This window comes from Brevibacillus sp. YAE8 (genome assembly GCF_057543335.1).
Map to the genome: position 1 here is coordinate 44188 of NZ_BAAIYG010000014.1, position 18148 is coordinate 62335.

The following is an 18148-nucleotide window of genomic DNA, read 5'->3' on the forward strand; positions in this document are numbered from 1 at the left end:
ATTTCCGGTGAGTCCCTCCGAAAAACCCGGGAGGAATCGACACAAAAAGATAGAATATATAGAATTTTAAGAAACATTTTCGTATTACTACTCTCATACAAAAAGGATGAGGCTTGCCCATGCGGGATTATCGCTATTACCAGTCTGCCTTTGCCGGTATTCCAAAGCCGTTCGCCTTCGTCGACCTGGATCTTTTGGAGCAAAATGCAGAGCAAATCGGGTTGCAAAGCAATGGAAAGCCGATTCGGATTGCCAGCAAATCCATCCGCAGCGTCGGTATTCTCAAACACCTTTTGCAACTGGACGACTGCTTTTCCGGGCTGATGTGCTTCTCCGCGCCCGAAGCGCTCCATTTGTGCGCGGCGGGCTTTGACGATTTGCTGCTGGGATATCCTGTCTGGGAAAAAAGCTGGCTGATCGCGCTTGGCGAGCAAATCCAGCAAGGGCGCTCCCTCACCCTCATGATCGACTCTGTCTCGCACGTGGAGCATCTGGAGCAAATCGCCCGCGAGCAAGGCGTCATTTTCCCCGTCTGCCTGGACATCGACATGTCGTCCGATATATTGGGCCTGCATTTCGGCGTGTGGCGCTCCCCTCTGCGCTCGCTGGAACAAGCCGTCGCGCTTGCTTCCCGCGTCGCTTCCTCCAAACACCTCAAACTGGACGGCATCATGGGCTACGAAGCGCAAATCGCAGGCGTCGGCGATCGCTACCCCCGGCAATTTTTCAAAAACAGCCTGATTCGCCTGCTGAAGCAGCAATCGGTCAAGGAGGTGGCTCATCGCAGAGCGGAGCTGGTGAAGGCGATCGGCGAGCTGGGCATTTCGCTGCGCTTCGTCAACGGCGGGGGAACGGGCAGCCTGCATCATACGGGAAGAGAGGACGCGGTTACCGAGCTGACAGCCGGCTCCGGCTTTTTTTCGCCCGGCCTGTTCGATTACTACCAGGACTTTCATTTTCAACCGGCTGCCGGATTTGCGCTGGAAATCATTCGCAAGCCTGCCGAGCATATTTACACATGCGCGGGCGGCGGCTATATCGCCTCCGGTTCCGCAGGGGCGGATCGCTTGCCTAAGCCGTATTTGCCAACGGGCGTTCGGCTTATGCCCAACGAGGGCGCCGGCGAAGTGCAGACGCCCATCCAGTATCGCGGCATGGAGACGTTGCAGTTGGGCGATCCCGTCTTTTTTCGCCACGCCAAAGCGGGAGAACTATGCGAACGCTTTTCACGGCTCTACTGTGTTTCAGGCGGAAAAGTTGTCGAGGAAATGACGACCTATCGGGGGGATGGACAATGCTTTCTATAAGCAAAAAGGCAAACCGCTTTCGCAACTGGACAGGAAATGTGCAAAGCCAGCCGCGGCAAATCGCGCTGCCGCAATCGCTGGACGAGGTCGTCTCCATCGTCCGTGCCTGCAAGGAAGCAGGTACGCGCATCCGCGTCATTGGCTCCGGGCATTCCTTTACCCGGCTGGTACAGACAGAAGAGTGCATGCTGTCCCTGGACCGCCTGCAAGGACTCGTCCGCGTCGATCCCGAGCAGCAAACCGTCGAGGTATGGGCCGGAACCAAGCTGAAAGCGCTAGGGGCGCTCCTGCATCAAGCAGGCTACTCCCAGGAAAATCTCGGCGACATCAACGCCCAGTCCATCGCCGGAGCCGTCAGCACCGGAACGCATGGTACCGGGATTCAATTCGGCAGCGTCTCGACACAGGTCGTCGGACTGACCGTCGTCACCGCCTCAGGCGAGCTGCTGGAGGTGTCGGAACAATCGCACCCGGAGCTGTTCAAGGCGATGCAAGTCTCGCTTGGCTTGCTTGGCATTATCGTCCGCGTCAAGCTCCGTGTTCTTCCCGCCTACCGTCTTCGCTACCAGAGCCTGCGCATGCCGCTGGACGAATGCTTGTCCTCCCTGGATACTTTCAAGCAATCACACCGCCATTTCGAGTTTTTCTCCTTCCCTTACTCCGACACCGTGCAAGTGAAATTCATGAACGAAACCTCGGAGCCTTCCAGCGCGAATCAGCAATGGAGCTACCTGAAAAAAATGGTCGTGGAAAACGGGCTGTTTTGGCTGCTGTCCGAAAGCTGCCGCCTGCGCCCCGCGCTCGCCCGCTCCGTGAGCAGGCTGTCCGCCCAAAGCGTGCCGGCGGTCAACGAAAGCGGCAACAGCCACGAGCTGTTCGCCACCCCGCGCCTCGTCCGCTTTTACGAGATGGAATATTGCCTGCCCGCCGAGCATATGGGCGAGGCCATCCGGGAAATGCGCCAGGCCATCGAACAGGAGCGCTTCAACGTTCACTTCCCCCTGGAATGCCGCTACGTGAAAAAAGACGACATCTGGCTCAGCCCCGCCTACGAGCGCGACAGTGCCTTTATCGCCGTGCATATGTACAAAGGAATGCCCTATGAAGCGTATTTCGCCCGCATGGAGCAAATTTTCCGGCGTTATGGCGGCCGCCCGCACTGGGGAAAAATGCACAACATGACCGCCGACGAGCTGCATCAAGTCTACCCGCGCCTGCCTGATTTCCTCGCCATCCGCTCGCGGCTCGATCCCGAAGGCATGTTCGTCAATCCGTGCTTGTCCGAGCTGTTCGGGCTTTCCTGACGCCTGGAGCCATTCGCATGTCCGAGCACGCAAAAATGCCCCTGCCATTTGCCGTGGCAGGGGCATTTTGTCTGGTCGGGCGCTTAGCCTTGAGTCGGGATGTCCGGGTTGCTTTTCTTGCCGCGGCCATAGCGCACATAATAGTAGAGATAAAACAGCGCCAGTGCGCCAAGTCCGTAGAACAGCCCCACTCGCTGCGTCGGATCGAACGCCGGGAAAATCAGGATGAACGTGCACAACGCCAGGCACAGCAGCGGCATCACCGGGTAAAACGGCGCCACGAACTGCAAATCCTCCAGCTTGCCGCCCTCCCGCAAATATGTCCGGCGGAAGTTGAATTGGGACAGGGCAATGCCCATCCAGGTGAAGGTGACCGCGATCCCGGAGACAGACATCAGCAGGACATAAACGGTATCGGCAGCAATCACGCTGGTCAGCAGCGACAAGAGCGAGAAAGCCAATGTCGCCAGCAGGCTGTTGAGCGGCACGCTTCTTTTCGTCAGCCTGCCGAATACAGGATGCGCCATGCCGCTGTGCGACAAGGCCCACAACAAGCGCGTGGCCGCGTACAGGCACGAGTTGCCGACAGACAACAGCGCCGTCAGGATGACGAAGTTCATGATATCTGCCGCAAACGGAATCCCTACAGAATCAAACACCGTCACGAACGGACTCTCCAATAGCCCCAGCTCGCTTGCCGGGAACAGAGCGGACAAGATCGTCACAGAAGCCACGTAGAACACGAGGATGCGGAAAACGACGTTGCGGATCGCTCGCGGGATGTTTTTTTGCGGGTTCTCGGCTTCACCCGCAGCAATCCCGATCAGCTCAGAGCCTTGGTAGGAAAACACGACGTTCATCATCGTGACAAAGACAATGGTAAACCCGAACGGAAACAGACCGCCCTCCGCCGAAAAGTTGGTGAAGAACGGGGCTTCCCGGCCTTCCATACTGATAATACCGAAAATAGCACCTAGCCCGACAATAATGAAGATGAGGACAGCCAGCACCTTGATCCCCGCAAACCAGTATTCGGTTTCCGCGAATCCTTTCGTTGTCAAAGCGTTGAAGGTAAACAGCAAAAGAATAAACAGGGCGCACCAAATCCAGATTGGCGTATCCGGGAACCATCTCTGCATGACCATCCCGGCGGCGGTAAACTCCACACCAGCCGTCGTCGCAGAGCCGAGCCAGTACATCCAGCCGAGCGTAAAGCCGCTGGCCGGGCCAATGTACTTCGTCGCATACGTTTGAAAAGAGCCGGTTACAGGCATTTTCACAGACAGCTCACCCAGGCAGGTCATGACCAGGTAGAGCAAAATGCCTCCGACGAGAAACGCGACGAGCGCACCGCCCGGCCCCGCCTGGTTGATCGTATAGCCTGCGTTCAGAAAAAGCCCCGTTCCGATGACCCCACCCAAAGACAGCATAAACAGGTGGCGGCTTTTCATCGAGCGCTGCAGCTCTTTGTCCTTGTGAATCCCACCGTTCATATGATCCCTCTCTTTCCCCGCTCGGGAATGGCAAAATAAGATGCCGGGAAGGAACTGCCTGCGTTAGAAGCGCAGGGACAGGCAGCTCAATCCTCCGTCTTGCTTCTGAAATTCGGACATCTCCAGCTCGATCACCTGGTAGCCAGCATCCGTAATTTGCTTTTTCGTGCTGTCGTAGCCTTTCGGAATGATGACGTAGTCGTTGATGTGGATGCAGTTCGTGGAATACTCCGCTTCTTTTTCCACGATCAGGTGCTTGTAGTCTTTGAACACGGGGGAATCAATAAATTCGCCTGCCAGTACCAAGGTGTTGTTGCCCAGGTAGGCGATTCCGGTTTTCAGATGGAAAAACTCCTTCAGCGGAACGATCGTGACTTCGTAGCCGTACTTGGAGAGAATGTCCCGGAACTGCTTCGCGCCTTCCTCGTTCGTGCGCGTGGACAGTCCCACATAAAAATGGTTTTCTACCTGCATGACGTCGCCGCCATCGAGGAAGCCGGGAGCCTGAATATATTCAATCGTGTCAAAAAAGCGTGGGAGCACTTGCTTCATGTCCTCGATCTCACCGTTGCGGCTTTCCGCGCCAGGGTTGGTGATAACCGCGCACTTTTCCGTCAGGACAGCCGTATCTTCGACGAATGTGGAGTCCGGGAAACGCTCGTCCGCTTCCAAAACGATCACTTCCAAACCGGCTTGCTTCAAAGCCTCTATGTAAGCAGCATGCTGCTTTAGCGCCAGAGCGTAGTCCGGCTTGCCGAGATCAGATGTCGTCAGGCCGTTCACATAGCTTTGCCCCGGTTTTCTTACAATCGCGCGAGAAAATCTCATGATAGTCGTTCTCCCTTCTTTTTTTGAAATCATTCTTGAGATCTGCAAATCGTTTCAGGTGCCCGCTTCCGTTCAGGCGCACCGGCTTTGCCTGGAAACGCTTCCGCATAAGCCCGCGCCCTGCTGCCCGTGCGCTGCCACTGATAGCGTCGTGCCTTTGGCGGCGGCATGCTCGGCTGCAAGCCATTCTGCCTGGATCGGCCAGTGCGTTTGCTGCCTTACGCCGCCACCTTTTATTCCGTATCGTGGAATCGCTTCTACAATACAAAATCACACCCTTAATGTAAAATAGTTTTAAATTTTTTGTCAATGAATTTTTACCTGCTCGAAATCTTGTTGATTCGCCTGAACAATTCTGATAGATTGATCTCATAAAATGCTGGCGAGACAACTGGCAAGCAGTCCTACGTCACTAGAAAGCCAGGAGGGAAACACGTTGGTACAATCGATTGACCGGGCAATGAGCATCATCTTTGTCCTGGTATCTGACGAGAGCAAAACGCTCTGGTCCATCTCGGAAATCGCTGAGAAAACGTCTCTCCCGCTCAGTACGGTACACCGTTTGATTAGCAGCCTGATGAAGTACGGCTTGATCCAGCAGGTTCCGGAAACCAAGCAATACAAGGTCGGCCTGACCTGGATGGAGATCGGGCTGCGCATTTTGGACAAAATTGATGTGCGGGCAGTCGCCAGAACCGTCATGGAGCAATTGGCGGCAGATGTGCGCGAGTCTGTCTATCTGAATATTCCGCACGGCCATGACGCCATCGTGCTCGAACGGGTGGAAAGCTCCATGACGGTGAGAAGCATCGACAATTTGGGCGAGCGCATCCCGCTGCATATCGGAGCCGCCAACAAAACGATCCTGGCCAACATGGAGCCACAGGAAGCCGAACGGATCGTCGCCGCGCTGATCCCGGAACCCGAGCGCCGCCGCGAACTGCTTCTGCTGCTGCCGCAAATCAGGCAAAATGGATACGCTGTCAGCTACGGGGAGAAAACGGAAGGTACCGCTTCCATCGCGGCTCCCATCATCGGCTACAATCAGCGGGTAGTCGGCGCATTGAGCATCGGCGTCCCCAGCTATCGCATCACCGACGAGCTTTTGTCCACCCTGATTGAGCGGGCCAGACAAAGCGCCAAGGAAATTTCCCATAAGATCGGCGCATTGCCTTAATTTTTTACCCACCAAACGGAAATGGTTTTCACTATACGGAAAACGGAGGCATTTATCATGCAAAAATGGCAGACAAAAGAACAACTCGTCGATCTCCTGTGCAACCTGGTCAACATCCCGAGCGTGACCGGATCGCCTGCCGAAAAAGACTTGCCCGGTTACGTCGTCGATCAGCTCCGCTCACTGCCTTACTACCAGGCCAATCCCGACCATGTCCGGGCCAACCCGACCGAGGATGGACGGCACTTTGTCACCGCTCTCGTCAAAAAGCCGGGCGTGCGCGACACCGTGATTTTGGTCAGCCACTTCGATGTGGTCGATGTCGAGGATTACGGCGGCTGGATGAAGCACGCCTTTGACCCGAAAACGCTCACTCCGCTCTTCCAGCAAAACCAAGCTGACATGCCTGCCGAAGTTCAGCAAGATTTGCGCACAGGCAACTGGCTGTTTGGCCGTGGGACGATGGATATGAAATGCGGGCTCGCCCTGCACATGTCGATGATCGAGCGGGCGTGCGCCGGGGAATTTGACGGCAACCTGCTCTTGCTGACCGTTCCCGACGAGGAAGTAAACTCTGTCGGCATGCGCGCGGCTGTCCCTGAGCTGTTGAAAATTGCCGCAGAATTTGATTTGCGCTACACGACTGTGCTCAATTCGGAGCCGATGTTCACCCGTTTCCCGGGCGACCAAAACAAGTATTTGTACACTGGCTCCATCGGCAAGGTGCTGCCGGGCTTTTTGTGCTACGGAAAAGAAACGCACGTGGGCGAGCCGTTTGCCGGGCTGAACGGCAACTACATGGCCTCGCAGATTACGTGCGAGTTGGAGCTGAACACTTCTTTTTGCGAAGTCGTCGAGGGGGAAGCTTCCCCGCCTCCTACCAACCTGATTCAAAAAGACTTGAAAAAAGAGTACTCGGTGCAAATTCCGCATCGCGCCGTGACGCTGTTCAACCTGTTCCTTTTGGAAAAGAAGATGGAGGAAGTCGTGGAGCCGCTCCTGGACGCAGCGCGAAATGTAGCCGAGCGCATCCGGGAAAACTACCTTCGCCATGCCAGCCAGTTCGCCAATTTTGCTCCTTTTAGCCCGCGTGACCTGTCCATCTCCGTAATGACCTACGAGGAGTTGTACACGTACGCCCTGAAAACATACGGCGAGGACAAGCTGCGCCAGCTCGAGGCAGACGTCATCGCCAACCGCCACGACAAAGACGATCGCGACACGACCATCGAGCTGGTTGATCGACTGGCGATTCTCTGCAAAGAGTTGTCTCCGATGATAATCCTGTTCTTCGCTCCGCCGTTTTACCCGGCTGTCAGCTCGCGCAATCACCCGCTGATCCAGAAAACAGTGGCCGAGATGGAGGCGTATGCGCGGGAACAGCACCAGGTCACTTTGCGCAAACAAAACTACTTCGGCGGCATCTCCGACCTGAGCTACGTCGGACTGCAATACCCGGCAGCCTCCATGCAGCCACTGGTCGCCAACATGCCGCTGTGGGACAACGGCTACTCCATCCCGCTACAGGAGCTGGAAGCTTTTGACGTGCCCGTCATGAACCTCGGCCCTGTAGGCCGCGATGCGCATCAATGGACGGAGCGGCTCGATGTGGACTACGCATTCGACACGTTAAAAGACATGCTGCCTCGCTGCATCCAGTCTCTGCTGCAAAATGGGCAGGCGGCAAAGGAATGAGATAGCTTTTTCCCCGCTTCCAAACAGAAAGGTTCTTACGTCGCCGCGGCTGGCTGCCGTCTCACGCGTAAGAGCCTTGCTGTTTTCCGGCGCTTTTTTTCTGCCTTGCCCCCCGCTTTTTCTTTATAATGAAGAAAAGTGATCGCTGAGGAGGACTCGTCATGAACTTTGAAGCAAAAGAAAAAGGATTCGTCACCCATTTATCGTACGGCGACCTGCACGTCTCCGGCGATGAAGCATACGGCTTTCGCCCGTACCAGTTGCTGGTCTCCTCGATTGCCGTTTGCAGCGGCGGCGTGCTGCGCAAAGTGTTGGACAAGATGAGAATGCCGTGCACCGATATGAAAATCACAGCCGATGTCACACGCAACGAGGCAGAGGCAAACCGCGTCGAGAAAATTCACCTGCACTTCATCATTACCGGGGAAAACTTGAAGCAGGAACGAGTGCAAAAAGCTGTAGAAGCCGCCAGCAAAAACTGCCCGATGGTCCAGTCGGTAAAAGGCAGCATCGTCGTGACCGAGTCTTTTGAGCTGGTTTCCTGATCGGCTCGGTTCCCTATGCGCCATCATTTTTGGAAAGGAGAGGTCATCATGGGCGACCAGCACGCAAAAAATCCTTCTCCTCCCTTTTTGGCTGCGGCCTTGTTCCTCCTGAAAAGCATGCAGCACGTCGTTTTGCCGCCGAGGGGGCTGTCGCTTCCGTCGCAGCCGCCAGCGGAGCATCCCTGTCTTTTTTCGCGCTCTTTTTCGATGTCCTGGAACCAGATGAAACCGCGCCCGGCAGCTACTCGCCCAGCCGCTCCTGGAAGCCGCACGAAGACAGCTATCAGCTTCACTCACTCCATCGCTGCACAGAGCTTGTCCTCGCCTTGCAGGCCGACCAGCAGAGCACAAATCCGCTGGACCTCCTGCAAAATCAGATCCGTTTTCAGCAACTGCTGCACACGATCTGGAGCGCCGCCAGCACGCAACCTTCAGTCGATTCGACAAAAGCAATCGAGCAGACGCTTTCCTACATCCATGCGAATTTTGCAGCGCCGCTCTCTTCCGGCCGATCTGGCGAACAAGGCCGGACTGACACCGCGCTACTACACCGAGGTTTTCAAAAAGAACATCGGCAAAAGCCCGATTGAATATGTGACCGGCTACCGGATGGACCAGGCGAAGAAGCTGCTGCGCGGAGCGAAAAAACCGTAGCCCTGTCCCGCTGGCGGCTGCCGCAAGCAGCAGTCCGTGCCCCTGCCTAAACCATGCACATGCAAAAGGACCCTCTGCCCCGCGAAAATCCACAAGGCCAGAGGGTCCTTATTCTGTTTATAAAATCGGAGACAACAATCGCGTCAATGATTCTTGCATACGCGTGCGAAGCGGGCGGTTGAAATACTCTTCCACCGTCATTTCCCGGCAATCGGCGAGGTCTGCCACGAACAGCTCCTCCAACTGCCGCGCCATCTGCGAATCGTACAAGAACACATTGGTTTCAAAATTGAGCTTGAAGCTGCGGATGTCGACGTTCGCCGTCCCTACCGAGGAAAGCTGGGTGTCGACCACCATCGTCTTGGCGTGCATGAAGCCTTTTTCGTACAAATAGCAGCGCACGCCGCTTTTCAACAACTCGCCCAGGTAGGAGTGCGTCGCCCAGAAAACCATCAGGTGGTCCGGCCTGCCCGGCACCATCACGCGCACGTCCACCCCGGACATCGCAGCCATTTTCAACGCGGTCAGCATGCTGTCGTCCGGTATGAAGTACGGGGTCTGCAAATAAATCTTGTGGCGCGCCTTGTAGATCATTTTCAAAAACGCGTGCTTGATCTGCTGCTTTTCCGAATTTGGCCCGCTCGACACGATCTGGCAGCCGATTGTGCCCTTTGGCTCCGGCATCTCCGGGAAGTAGTCGAACGACTCCTGCATTCTTTTCGGGGCGGACAAATTCCAATCCAGGAAAAAGCGCGCCTGCAGCATGTAAACGGCTTTCCCCTCAATTTGCAGGTGCGTATCCCGCCAGTACCCCAGCTTCTTGTCCTTGCCCAAATATTCGTCGCCGATGTTGAAGCCGCCAATATAGCCGCTTTTTCCGTCAATGATCGTCAGCTTGCGATGGTTGCGAAAATTGACCCGGAAATTGAGGAACGGAATCGACGAAGGAAAAAACGAGACGACTTCTCCGCCTGCCTCTACCAATGGCCGGAAAAACCGGGAAGAGACGCCCGCCGATCCGACCGCATCATAGAGCAGCCTGACCTCTACGCCTTCCCGCGCCTTTTTCGTCAACAGCTCCAACAGCCGCGTCCCAAGTTCATCATCATTGAAAATATAGTAGAGTAAATGAACGTGCTCCTTGGCCTCCTCAATCTGCCTGAACATGAGGTCGAACAAGCTGTGCCCTTCGGCGAACACCTGGACGGCATTGTCCTGTGTATAGTAGGCGCCGTCGCTCACCACGTTCATGAAAATCATGTCGCGATGCCGCTTCATCTCCGGATCGTTCACCTGCAGCTCGCCCTGCTCCAACAGCTTCTTCTGCTTGTCGACAGCCGCACGGAAATGGGAAAACTCTCCCTGGCGCAGCCGATACAGCTTTTTCTTGCTCAGTCTTTGCCCAAAAATCAGATAGAGGAGAAACCCGATACCCGGCAAAAACAGAAGAACCATCAGCCAGGCCCAGGTAGCCGCAATGTTGCGCCTCTCCATGAAGATGAGAACAGCGGCCAAGATCAGATTCCCTATCGTAATGACCGCCACAATTTGCTCCAGCAACAACATCACACCACATCCACCCTCACAGGATATCTCCCATTTTACACCATTTCCTCCCGGGATTCATCCTGGGCCCCGGACCGGGTCGGTTACTGCCCCAAAAGCTTCCCGTTTTTCATGATGCATGTATCGTCCAAGTAAACATCCGGCTCTTTGACCACCAGATCAATGTGCACCCCTGCCACAATCGTTCCGCCGAACGTATTGTTGCTGCCGAAGGCCACGTGAATCGTTCCGTACACCTTCTCGTCCTCCAGCACGACTCCCGTAATCCGCGCCTTGTCATTCGTCCCGATCCCAAATTCGCCGAGCATGCGTCCGTCCTGGTCGCCCAAAATTTGCAACAGCCGCTCGGCGGACGTGCCTTCGGCGTGGGTAATCCGCCCTTTTTCAATCGTCAGCAGCAGCGGCGAGTCGATTTTGCCGATCCCGGAAATCGAGCCGTCCACCACGATTTGCCCTTCTGCCGTTCCCTCCAGCGGCGCCACGTAAGCTTCCCCCGACGGCAGGTTGCCCGATTCGCCTGGATTGACGTACATGCCTGTGCTCGGCACGCCATTGCGTCCAGCGATGGAAAAAGTGAGCGACTTGCCCGCCTTTTCGATGCGAACGGTGCTGGCTGCGGTCAGCAGTTCGGTCACTTTCTCCGTCAGCACTTTTACTTGCGCGTAGTCGGCAGAGATCGCGCCCTCCAAAAACATGTCGGCCGTAATACTCGGCATGGTGGCGAGTCTTGCGCCGTTGGCCGCCGCTTCTTTTCGCGCTTTTGTATGCGTCAAGGAATGCTCGGTCACGCACACGACCACATCGGCGCTTTTCATCGCCGCAGCTACAGCCGCCGGAGGCTCCTGGCCTGATTTTTCCCGCTCTTTCATCACCATCAGCATCGCCTCTGCCCCGAGCTGCTTGCCAGCCTCGAAGAGCACTTCGCCAAGCTCTTGCTTAGGCTCGTCCGCGACCACCAAAAAAGCTTCGTTCGCCTGAAGTGCCATGCAGTTTGTCAAAATAGCCTTGCTCGTCTCTATCAGCTTCATCCGATTCATCATCCTCTGCCTCTTTCTCTCTATCATTATGTCCATCACGATCCTGCAAACCATGTTGTCTTCGCTTTCTTTTGCTGCCACTCCTGCTCGCGAAGAAACTGGCGAAATTTTCTTGATTTTTTCTTCGGATTTAGTATGATGAATGTACAAATAAAAACGCAAAAGACAACGGGGTCTTTTTCTGCGCTTGTGATAGAGCGCCGGGAAGGGCCCTGTTTTTTTGCCTGGGGCCAACTTCCCGAAAAATGAGAGCGTTTTCATTTGGGGTTCCTGACAATCTCAGAAAGAAAAGGGGATGACAACAATGTCTCACACACTGGCAAAGCGCAGCTTTTGGTCGCTGACGCTGTTGATGGCCGCTGCACTGCTCGCAGCGTCGCTGCCTGTCTTGGCGCACGCGGCAACACCAGCTCCACAAGTGTTCGACAAGGGGAAATGGGCACCTGCCACCTATCAGGCTGTCAACGCATTGATCGAGAAAAACGGCAGCAAAAATCCTGCCTACAACGCGGCCAAAAAGCCGTATGTCGTCTTTGACTGGGACAACACCAGCATCATGCACGATACGGAAGAAGCCCTCTTTGTCTACCAGATCAACCACCTCGCCTACAAGCTCACGCCGGAAGAGTTCGGCAAGGTGATTCGCACCAACGTGCCGGAAGGGCCTTTTTCCGATGCGTATAAAAACGTGGACGGCAAACCTGTCACTCTCGACGCGATCGCAAGCGACCTGGTTGCCGACTACACTTACCTGTACCAAAATTACGAAGGGCTCAAAGGCAGCAAAACGCTGGAGGAAGTGAAGGCAACAGAGCAATTCGCCGACTTCAGAGCGAAGCTGTATTTTCTCTACGAAGCGATCAACGACACACACAGCAACACCATCGGCTATCCGTGGGTGCTCTACCTGTTCACCAACATGACGATCGACGAGGTTCATCAGCTTGCCGAGGTTTCCAACGATGCGAGCCTGGGCATGGCGATTGAAAAAGTAACCTGGACGAGCCCGAAAGCTTTGGCAGGCAAAGCAGGCGTAGTAAAAGCTTCCCACACAACCGGGCTGCGCCTGACTTCGGAAGTGGCGAACCTGATGAACACGCTGCGCGCAAACGGCATTGACGTCTACGTCGTGTCCGCTTCGCTCGAGGACGTGGTGCGCGTTTTCGCCACCCTGCCGAAATACGGCTACAACCTGCCATCGGAAAACATCATCGGCATGCGGCTGAAAACGGAAAACGGGCTGATTACGAACGTGTACCAGCCAGATTACCCGATCACTGTCGGGCACGGCAAAACAGAAGTAATCGAGAGCGTGCTGGTCAAAAAATACGGCTATGGGCCGATCTTTATCGCGGGCGACAGCAACGGTGATTTTGAGATGATGACCGAGTTGGACAGCGTACAGCTCGCCCTGGTCGTCAACCGCGTCAAAGGCGGCAAAATCGGCCAGCAGGCAGCCAAAGCCGCCGAGCAGCTCGGCAAAGCCAGCCCAACGGTTGTCCTGCAAGGCCGTGACGAAAACACCGGCATGTGGATTCCGAGCGAGTCGACCATTCGGCTGGGCGAAAAAGAGCCGCAGTTGATCTCCAAATAAACGAGCTAGAAACGAGAAAAAACCGCCCGTACAAGCAGGCGTTTTTTTCTGTTCAGCCCATTTTTTTGCCTAGCCCAAGCCCATTCCACGCCCATGAGAAAAAGCCCCGCCAAGTGCAGGTGGCAGGGCTTCCCTCTATCACACGCTGTTATTGCATCGCTACTTTCAATACAGCACGAACAGAGTCAGCCGATTTGTCCAGCGCTGCCTTCTCGGAGGCAGTCAGATCCAGCTCGATGACTTTCTCGATGCCGTTGCCACCCAACAAGGTAGGCACGCCGAGGTACAGGTCGTGGTAGCCGTACTCGCCTTCGAGATAAGCGATGGACGGCAGGATGCGCTTCTTGTCTTTCAGAATCGCTTCCGCCATTTCCACCAGGGCGGCCGCAGGCGCGTAGTAGGCGGAGCCGTTGCCGAGCAGGGCCACGATCTCGCCGCCGCCTTTGCGCGTGCGCTCGACGATGGCATCGAGGCGATTTTGCGGGATCAATTTGTCGAGCGGGATGCCGCCTGCGTAGGAGTAGCGCAACAGCGGCACCATTTCGTCACCGTGTCCGCCAAGCACGAAGCCTGTCACGTCTTCCACGGAGACGTTCAGCTCCATGGCGACAAACGTGCGGAAGCGCGCCGTATCGAGCACACCGGATTGACCGATGACGCGGTGTTTCGGGAAGCCGGATGTTTTGAAGAACGTATAGGTCATCGCATCTACCGGGTTGGACAGGATGAGTACGATGGAGTTTGGCGCGTAAATTTTCACTTGCTCCGCTACCGAACGCATGATAGCCGCGTTCGTCGCCACCAGGTCGTCGCGGGACATGCCTGGCTTGCGGGCGATCCCTGCTGTAATGATGACGATATCGGAGCCTTGAATATCCTTGTAGTCGGACGTTCCGGTGATGTTGGCATCAAAGCCGAGCACCGGCGAAGACTCCATCATGTCCAGCGCTTTTCCTTTGGTCGGGTTCTCAAGCTGCGGAATATCGACCAAAACGATGTCAGCCAGTTCTTTTTGCGCCATGATGAACGCCGTTGTCGCTCCGGTAAAGCCGCTGCCGATGACGGCTACTTTTTTTCTGCGGAATGTCATGGTAGTTCCTCCTCGTCGTGTCGTTTCCCACATATGTTACAAGACCAGCTTCACACCGCTTGCTTTTTGCTCCAGCATTTTGGAGAGAATCGTACCGATGTGGGCGCCTGCCTCGATCGGCGACGTCCCTTGACGATGAATATTGGAAATTACCGTGCGCTCGGACTCTACCATTCCTTTGCGCGGACGGTAGCACATGTAGGCGCTCATGGAGTGGGCCGTAACCAGACCCGGACGCTCTCCGATCAACAGCACCAGCACTTCCGGCTCCAAAATCTCGCCGATATGGTCCATGCTCGCGACGCGTCCGCCTTTGACAAAAAACGGAGTCCCGCAACTCAGGCCGTAGCTTTTCAACGAGTCCATCAAGGAGGGAAGCACGTCTTTCAGGTTGGCGTCGACCGCGCTGGCACTCAGGCCGTCGGAGACGACGATTTGTACCTGCGGCTTCTTTTGGCAACGCTCCTGAAGCAAGCGCACGCCTTCCTCGGTGAGAACGCGTCCCATGTCCGGGCGCTTCAAATAGTTTTCGGTGTTGTCGTACTGGGTTTCTACCGTGAACAAGGAAAACTGGTCGAGCACTTCCTGGCTGACTTCCCCGTAGACGGCATCGACTGCCGCTGCGTGGTCGCGGCGGAGTTGCAGCATCGTTTTCGTCAGCGGTCTTACCCCTGTACGCCATACGCCGATCCGCGCAGGCGTGCTGGCCAACAACTCATCCAGCCCTTCCTTCCATTTCGGATTCGGGATTTGCGCTGTTCGCTCCGGCTCCGCTGGCGCGGCGTGTGTCTCCTGCGGGCGGGAAGCCATTGGTGCCGGAGCTGCTTCCTGCTGTGCCCCGGCTTTCGCGTCCGCCGCTGCTGCCGCTTTTGGCTCAGGCGCTTTTTCGCCCAGCTCGGTCAGCTTTTTTTGCAGCTCTGCCACCACTTTGTCTACCAAAAAATCCAATTGTTGTTCCATCCCTCATACACCCCCGCTTCTTACATGAAGATTGTCGGATCGCCTGCTATTGGCGTCAGCTTGCCGTTTTCCATGATCCCCATTTTTTCCAGCCACTTTTCAAAAGCAGGTGCCGGACGGAGGCCGAGAACCTCGCGGAACGCGGCAATATCGTGGAAGCTGGTCGATTGATAGTTGAGCATGACGTCGTCCGCCATCGCCACCCCGATGACAAAGTTCACCCCTGCCGCCGATAGCAAAATTCCGAGATTGTCCATATCGTTCTGGTCAACCTTCATATGGTTTGTGTAGCAGACATCGCAGCCCATCGGCAGCCCGTGCATTTTGCCCATGTAGTGGTCTTCCAGCCCGGCGCGGATCACTTGCCGGCTGTCGTACAAATATTCCGGTCCGATGAAGCCGACTACCGTATTGACGATAAACGGGTTGTACTTGCGAGCAAGACCGTAGCAGCGCGCCTCCATCGTCACCTGGTCGATGCCGAAGTGCGCCTCGGAGGACAGCTCGGAGCCTTGGCCCGTCTCAAAATACCAGAAGTTCGGCCCGTAGGAAGTGCCTTCCTTGCGCATCAGCTCGTCGGCTTCGTCCAGCAGCTTGACGTCAATCCCGAAGGCGTTGTTGCCTTTTTCGCTGCCCGCAAGACTTTGGAAAATCAGGTCGGCAGGCGCCCCCTGACGGATGGCGCGCATCTGCGTGGTCACGTGAGCGAGTACACAGTTTTGCGTCGGAATCGCCCATTTGTCCATTACCTCTTTGGTCATGTTGAGAATATCCTTGACGCTGTCCGCTGTATCAATAACCGGGTTGATTCCGATTACCGCGTCGCCGATTCCGTAGCTGAGTCCTTCGTACAGCGATGCCTTGATGCCTTGTACGCTATCGGACGGGTGATTGGGCTGAACCCGCGATGCCAGTACGCCTTGCTGACCAATCGCGGTATTGCAGTGAGTCACCACGCGAATTTTGGCCGCAGCCGTAATCAGGTCGAGGTTGCTCATCAGCTTAGCGGTAGCCGCGATCATTTCGCTGGACAAGCCGCGGCTGATGCGCTTGATCTCGTTGTCGCCCGCCTCGTGGCTCAAAATGTACTCGCGCAACTCGGCGACGCTCCAGTTTTTGATTTCGTTGTAAATTTTTTCGTTGATGCCTTCTTCAATGACGCGGGATACTTCGTCTTCCTCCGGAGGAAGCATGGGGTTGTTGCGAATGTCGGCCAACGTCAGATCAGCCAATACTTGCTTGGCAGCAACGCGTTCCCGGGAATCGGAAGCGGCGATTCCAGCCAGTTGGTCGCCGGATTTGTCTTCGTTTGCCTTCGCGAAAATTTCTTTCAAATCGCGAAATTGATAGGTCTGTCCAAGCACAGTCGTTTTCGTGTTCATTTCGTCCACCCCTTTGTACGTTACGCCTTCTCATCAAAAGCGAGGGTTTTTACCACGACCGGGATAATCGTTCCCGAAATCGGCTCACCCAGGTCGATATAATCGCCATACTCCACCCGCACCTGATCGATGCAAATAATCTCTGGCTCTCCCTTGCAGCGCAGTGCCAGTCCCTGCCCCAATGCTTTGGCCATGTCTGTCTCGCAGATGACGACCATCGTCCGGCTCTCGGCAAAATAATGCCGATATTGGTCCGACAGCTCCTGAGCGATCGTTTGCAGCAGCGCATACGAGCAATAGCCGATGCCTGAGATCGCGAGCGCGAACGGGATGCCTGTTGTTTTATCAAAAAGCCGTTCACCGAGCTGGTAGATCGCCGCTACCTCCTGATGAATCCGCGCCGGGTCCGACAGTTGTTCCTGGGTAAGCTCCAGCTTGAGAATCGGAATGTTTTTAATCGGCAAAAGCTCCGGCTTGATATGCACCGTCGAGCCGCTGATTTCCGTGCTTTGCATTCCAGCCCCGATCACGGTGGCTCGCACGGTTTGCTCCGGATCGAGCCAGCGCACCGGGTACGTTCCTTTTTCCCGCTCCTGCTGCAGCACATAGCCCAGCAGCGGACCAAAATCGCCGTAGCGGCTGACATCTGCCATGCTTTTCACGGGCGGTCCCGTCATCAACTGTCCGACCCCGCCGGAGACGGTCAGCTCTTCTACCGGAAATTCCCCGCGCAAATGCGGCCCTACGACGAGCAAGCCCGATACGTGCCGTTCTTTGCCCGTCAAATAATCCAGCATGCTGCGGGCCATCTGCTGGGCCACTTCTGTTATTTCTGGCAGTCCGACTTTTTGCCCGACCGCGATGCGCAAGCCTTTTGCCTTCAGCCATTCCTGAATGTTTGGCGACACGTAGGTGACGACGTCCTCCCGATCCAGGCGAATCAGCCTGCCGCCGACGTGGAAGGTCACTGTCGCAATCGCTCGGCCGCGCTGAAAATAAGCCGCATTGGCCGTACCGCCGCCGATATCCACGTTGACGATCGTTCCTTGCAGCGTTTGCGAGCGTTTTTCCGCACCCGCGCCTTTGCCTGCCAGCACGCCTTCGAGGTCTGCCCCCGCCGTTGCCACTACAAAATCGCCGGATCGCTCTGCCAGCAAATGCACGATGTGTTGCGCGTTTTTCTTGCTGGCCGTCTCCCCGGTGATGATGACGGCCCCCGACTTGATGGACGACAGACTGATTTGTGCTTTTTCGTACTCCGCTTGCAAAATCGCCCCGATGCCTTCCGCGTCAATCTCATCGAACCCGAGCAGCGGAGTGGAATGCACTTGACTCGCATACAGCAACTGGCGCTCCACGATCTGGTAGCGCGGCAGCGAAAAGGTGCTGGACATGCGCCCCAGGCGCAGACGACTGACGATCATTTTGGTCGTGCTCGTTCCTACATCGATGCCGACGCTTTGGATCCATTGTTCATCCATCGTGAACCTCCTTGAACCATTGGCGTGCCAGACAA

General features: G+C 55.8%; 15 protein-coding genes. 7 read left to right on the plus strand and 8 right to left on the minus strand.

Annotated elements, in window-relative coordinates:
• Positions 1–119: 119 nt before the first annotated feature.
• Both AC27IT_RS16580 and AC27IT_RS16585 read left to right on the plus strand, forming a co-directional pair.
• Entirely contained in the window at positions 120–1307 is a 1188-nt protein-coding gene (locus AC27IT_RS16580) for an amino acid deaminase/aldolase (RefSeq protein ID WP_221843061.1), read from the plus strand.
• Entirely contained in the window at positions 1295–2611 is a 1317-nt protein-coding gene (locus tag AC27IT_RS16585) for a D-arabinono-1,4-lactone oxidase (protein WP_487091923.1), read from the plus strand. Before AC27IT_RS16580 ends, AC27IT_RS16585 begins: the two co-directional genes overlap by 13 nt.
• Positions 2612–2694: 83 nt before the next feature.
• On the opposite strand, the gene AC27IT_RS16590 is transcribed toward AC27IT_RS16585, so the two are convergent.
• Both AC27IT_RS16590 and AC27IT_RS16595 read right to left on the minus strand, forming a co-directional pair.
• On the minus strand, positions 2695–4104 hold the full coding sequence (locus AC27IT_RS16590) for an amino acid permease (protein ID WP_005827554.1): 1410 nt from the start codon (positions 4102–4104) through the stop codon (positions 2695–2697).
• Between the two features lie 63 nt (positions 4105–4167).
• Complete coding sequence (locus tag AC27IT_RS16595; RefSeq protein ID WP_025843689.1) at positions 4168–4932, minus strand: dimethylarginine dimethylaminohydrolase family protein; 765 nt, start codon at positions 4930–4932, stop codon at positions 4168–4170.
• A 436-nt stretch (positions 4933–5368) separates the two neighbouring features.
• Between AC27IT_RS16595 and AC27IT_RS16600 the strand changes: the two genes are divergently transcribed.
• The 4 genes from AC27IT_RS16600 to AC27IT_RS16615 all read left to right on the plus strand — a co-directional run bounded on the left by AC27IT_RS16600 (position 5369) and on the right by AC27IT_RS16615 (position 9003).
• Positions 5369–6109, plus strand: coding sequence for an IclR family transcriptional regulator (locus tag AC27IT_RS16600; protein ID WP_283858411.1), 741 nt, complete (start codon positions 5369–5371; stop codon positions 6107–6109).
• A 57-nt stretch (positions 6110–6166) separates the two neighbouring features.
• Complete coding sequence (locus AC27IT_RS16605; protein ID WP_122953097.1) at positions 6167–7804, plus strand: M20/M25/M40 family metallo-hydrolase; 1638 nt, start codon at positions 6167–6169, stop codon at positions 7802–7804.
• A 161-nt stretch (positions 7805–7965) separates the two neighbouring features.
• A complete protein-coding gene (locus AC27IT_RS16610; RefSeq protein WP_025843691.1) occupies positions 7966–8349 on the plus strand; it encodes an OsmC family protein in 384 nt (127 codons plus the stop codon).
• 48 nt (positions 8350–8397) lie between these two features.
• Positions 8398–9003, plus strand: a complete 606-nt coding sequence (locus tag AC27IT_RS16615; protein ID WP_487091924.1) for a helix-turn-helix domain-containing protein — start codon at positions 8398–8400, stop codon at positions 9001–9003.
• Between the two features lie 117 nt (positions 9004–9120).
• Here the strand turns inward: AC27IT_RS16615 and cls are convergent, their stop codons facing one another.
• Both cls and AC27IT_RS16625 read right to left on the minus strand, forming a co-directional pair.
• Positions 9121–10569, minus strand: a complete 1449-nt coding sequence (gene cls / locus AC27IT_RS16620; RefSeq protein ID WP_005827542.1) for a cardiolipin synthase — start codon at positions 10567–10569, stop codon at positions 9121–9123.
• An 83-nt stretch (positions 10570–10652) separates the two neighbouring features.
• Entirely contained in the window at positions 10653–11597 is a 945-nt protein-coding gene (locus tag AC27IT_RS16625; protein ID WP_081414726.1) for an aminopeptidase, read from the minus strand.
• 313 nt (positions 11598–11910) lie between these two features.
• On the opposite strand from AC27IT_RS16625, the gene AC27IT_RS16630 reads away from it, so the two are divergent.
• A complete protein-coding gene (locus AC27IT_RS16630) occupies positions 11911–13200 on the plus strand; it encodes a haloacid dehalogenase-like hydrolase (protein ID WP_007777346.1) in 1290 nt (429 codons plus the stop codon).
• A gap of 148 nt (positions 13201–13348) precedes the next feature.
• Here AC27IT_RS16630 and mdh read toward each other — a convergent pair whose 3' ends face one another.
• The 4 genes from mdh to AC27IT_RS16650 are packed head-to-tail and all read right to left on the minus strand — an operon-like array spanning position 13349 to position 18113.
• Entirely contained in the window at positions 13349–14290 is a 942-nt protein-coding gene (gene mdh, locus AC27IT_RS16635) for a malate dehydrogenase (protein WP_005827536.1), read from the minus strand.
• Between the two features lie 36 nt (positions 14291–14326).
• A complete protein-coding gene (gene eutC / locus AC27IT_RS16640) occupies positions 14327–15250 on the minus strand; it encodes an ethanolamine ammonia-lyase subunit EutC (protein WP_005827534.1) in 924 nt (307 codons plus the stop codon).
• A gap of 20 nt (positions 15251–15270) precedes the next feature.
• A complete protein-coding gene (locus AC27IT_RS16645; RefSeq protein ID WP_026557593.1) occupies positions 15271–16632 on the minus strand; it encodes an ethanolamine ammonia-lyase subunit EutB in 1362 nt (453 codons plus the stop codon).
• A 20-nt stretch (positions 16633–16652) separates the two neighbouring features.
• Complete coding sequence (locus tag AC27IT_RS16650) at positions 16653–18113, minus strand: ethanolamine ammonia-lyase reactivating factor EutA (protein ID WP_005827530.1); 1461 nt, start codon at positions 18111–18113, stop codon at positions 16653–16655.
• Positions 18114–18148: the final 35 nt, after the last annotated feature.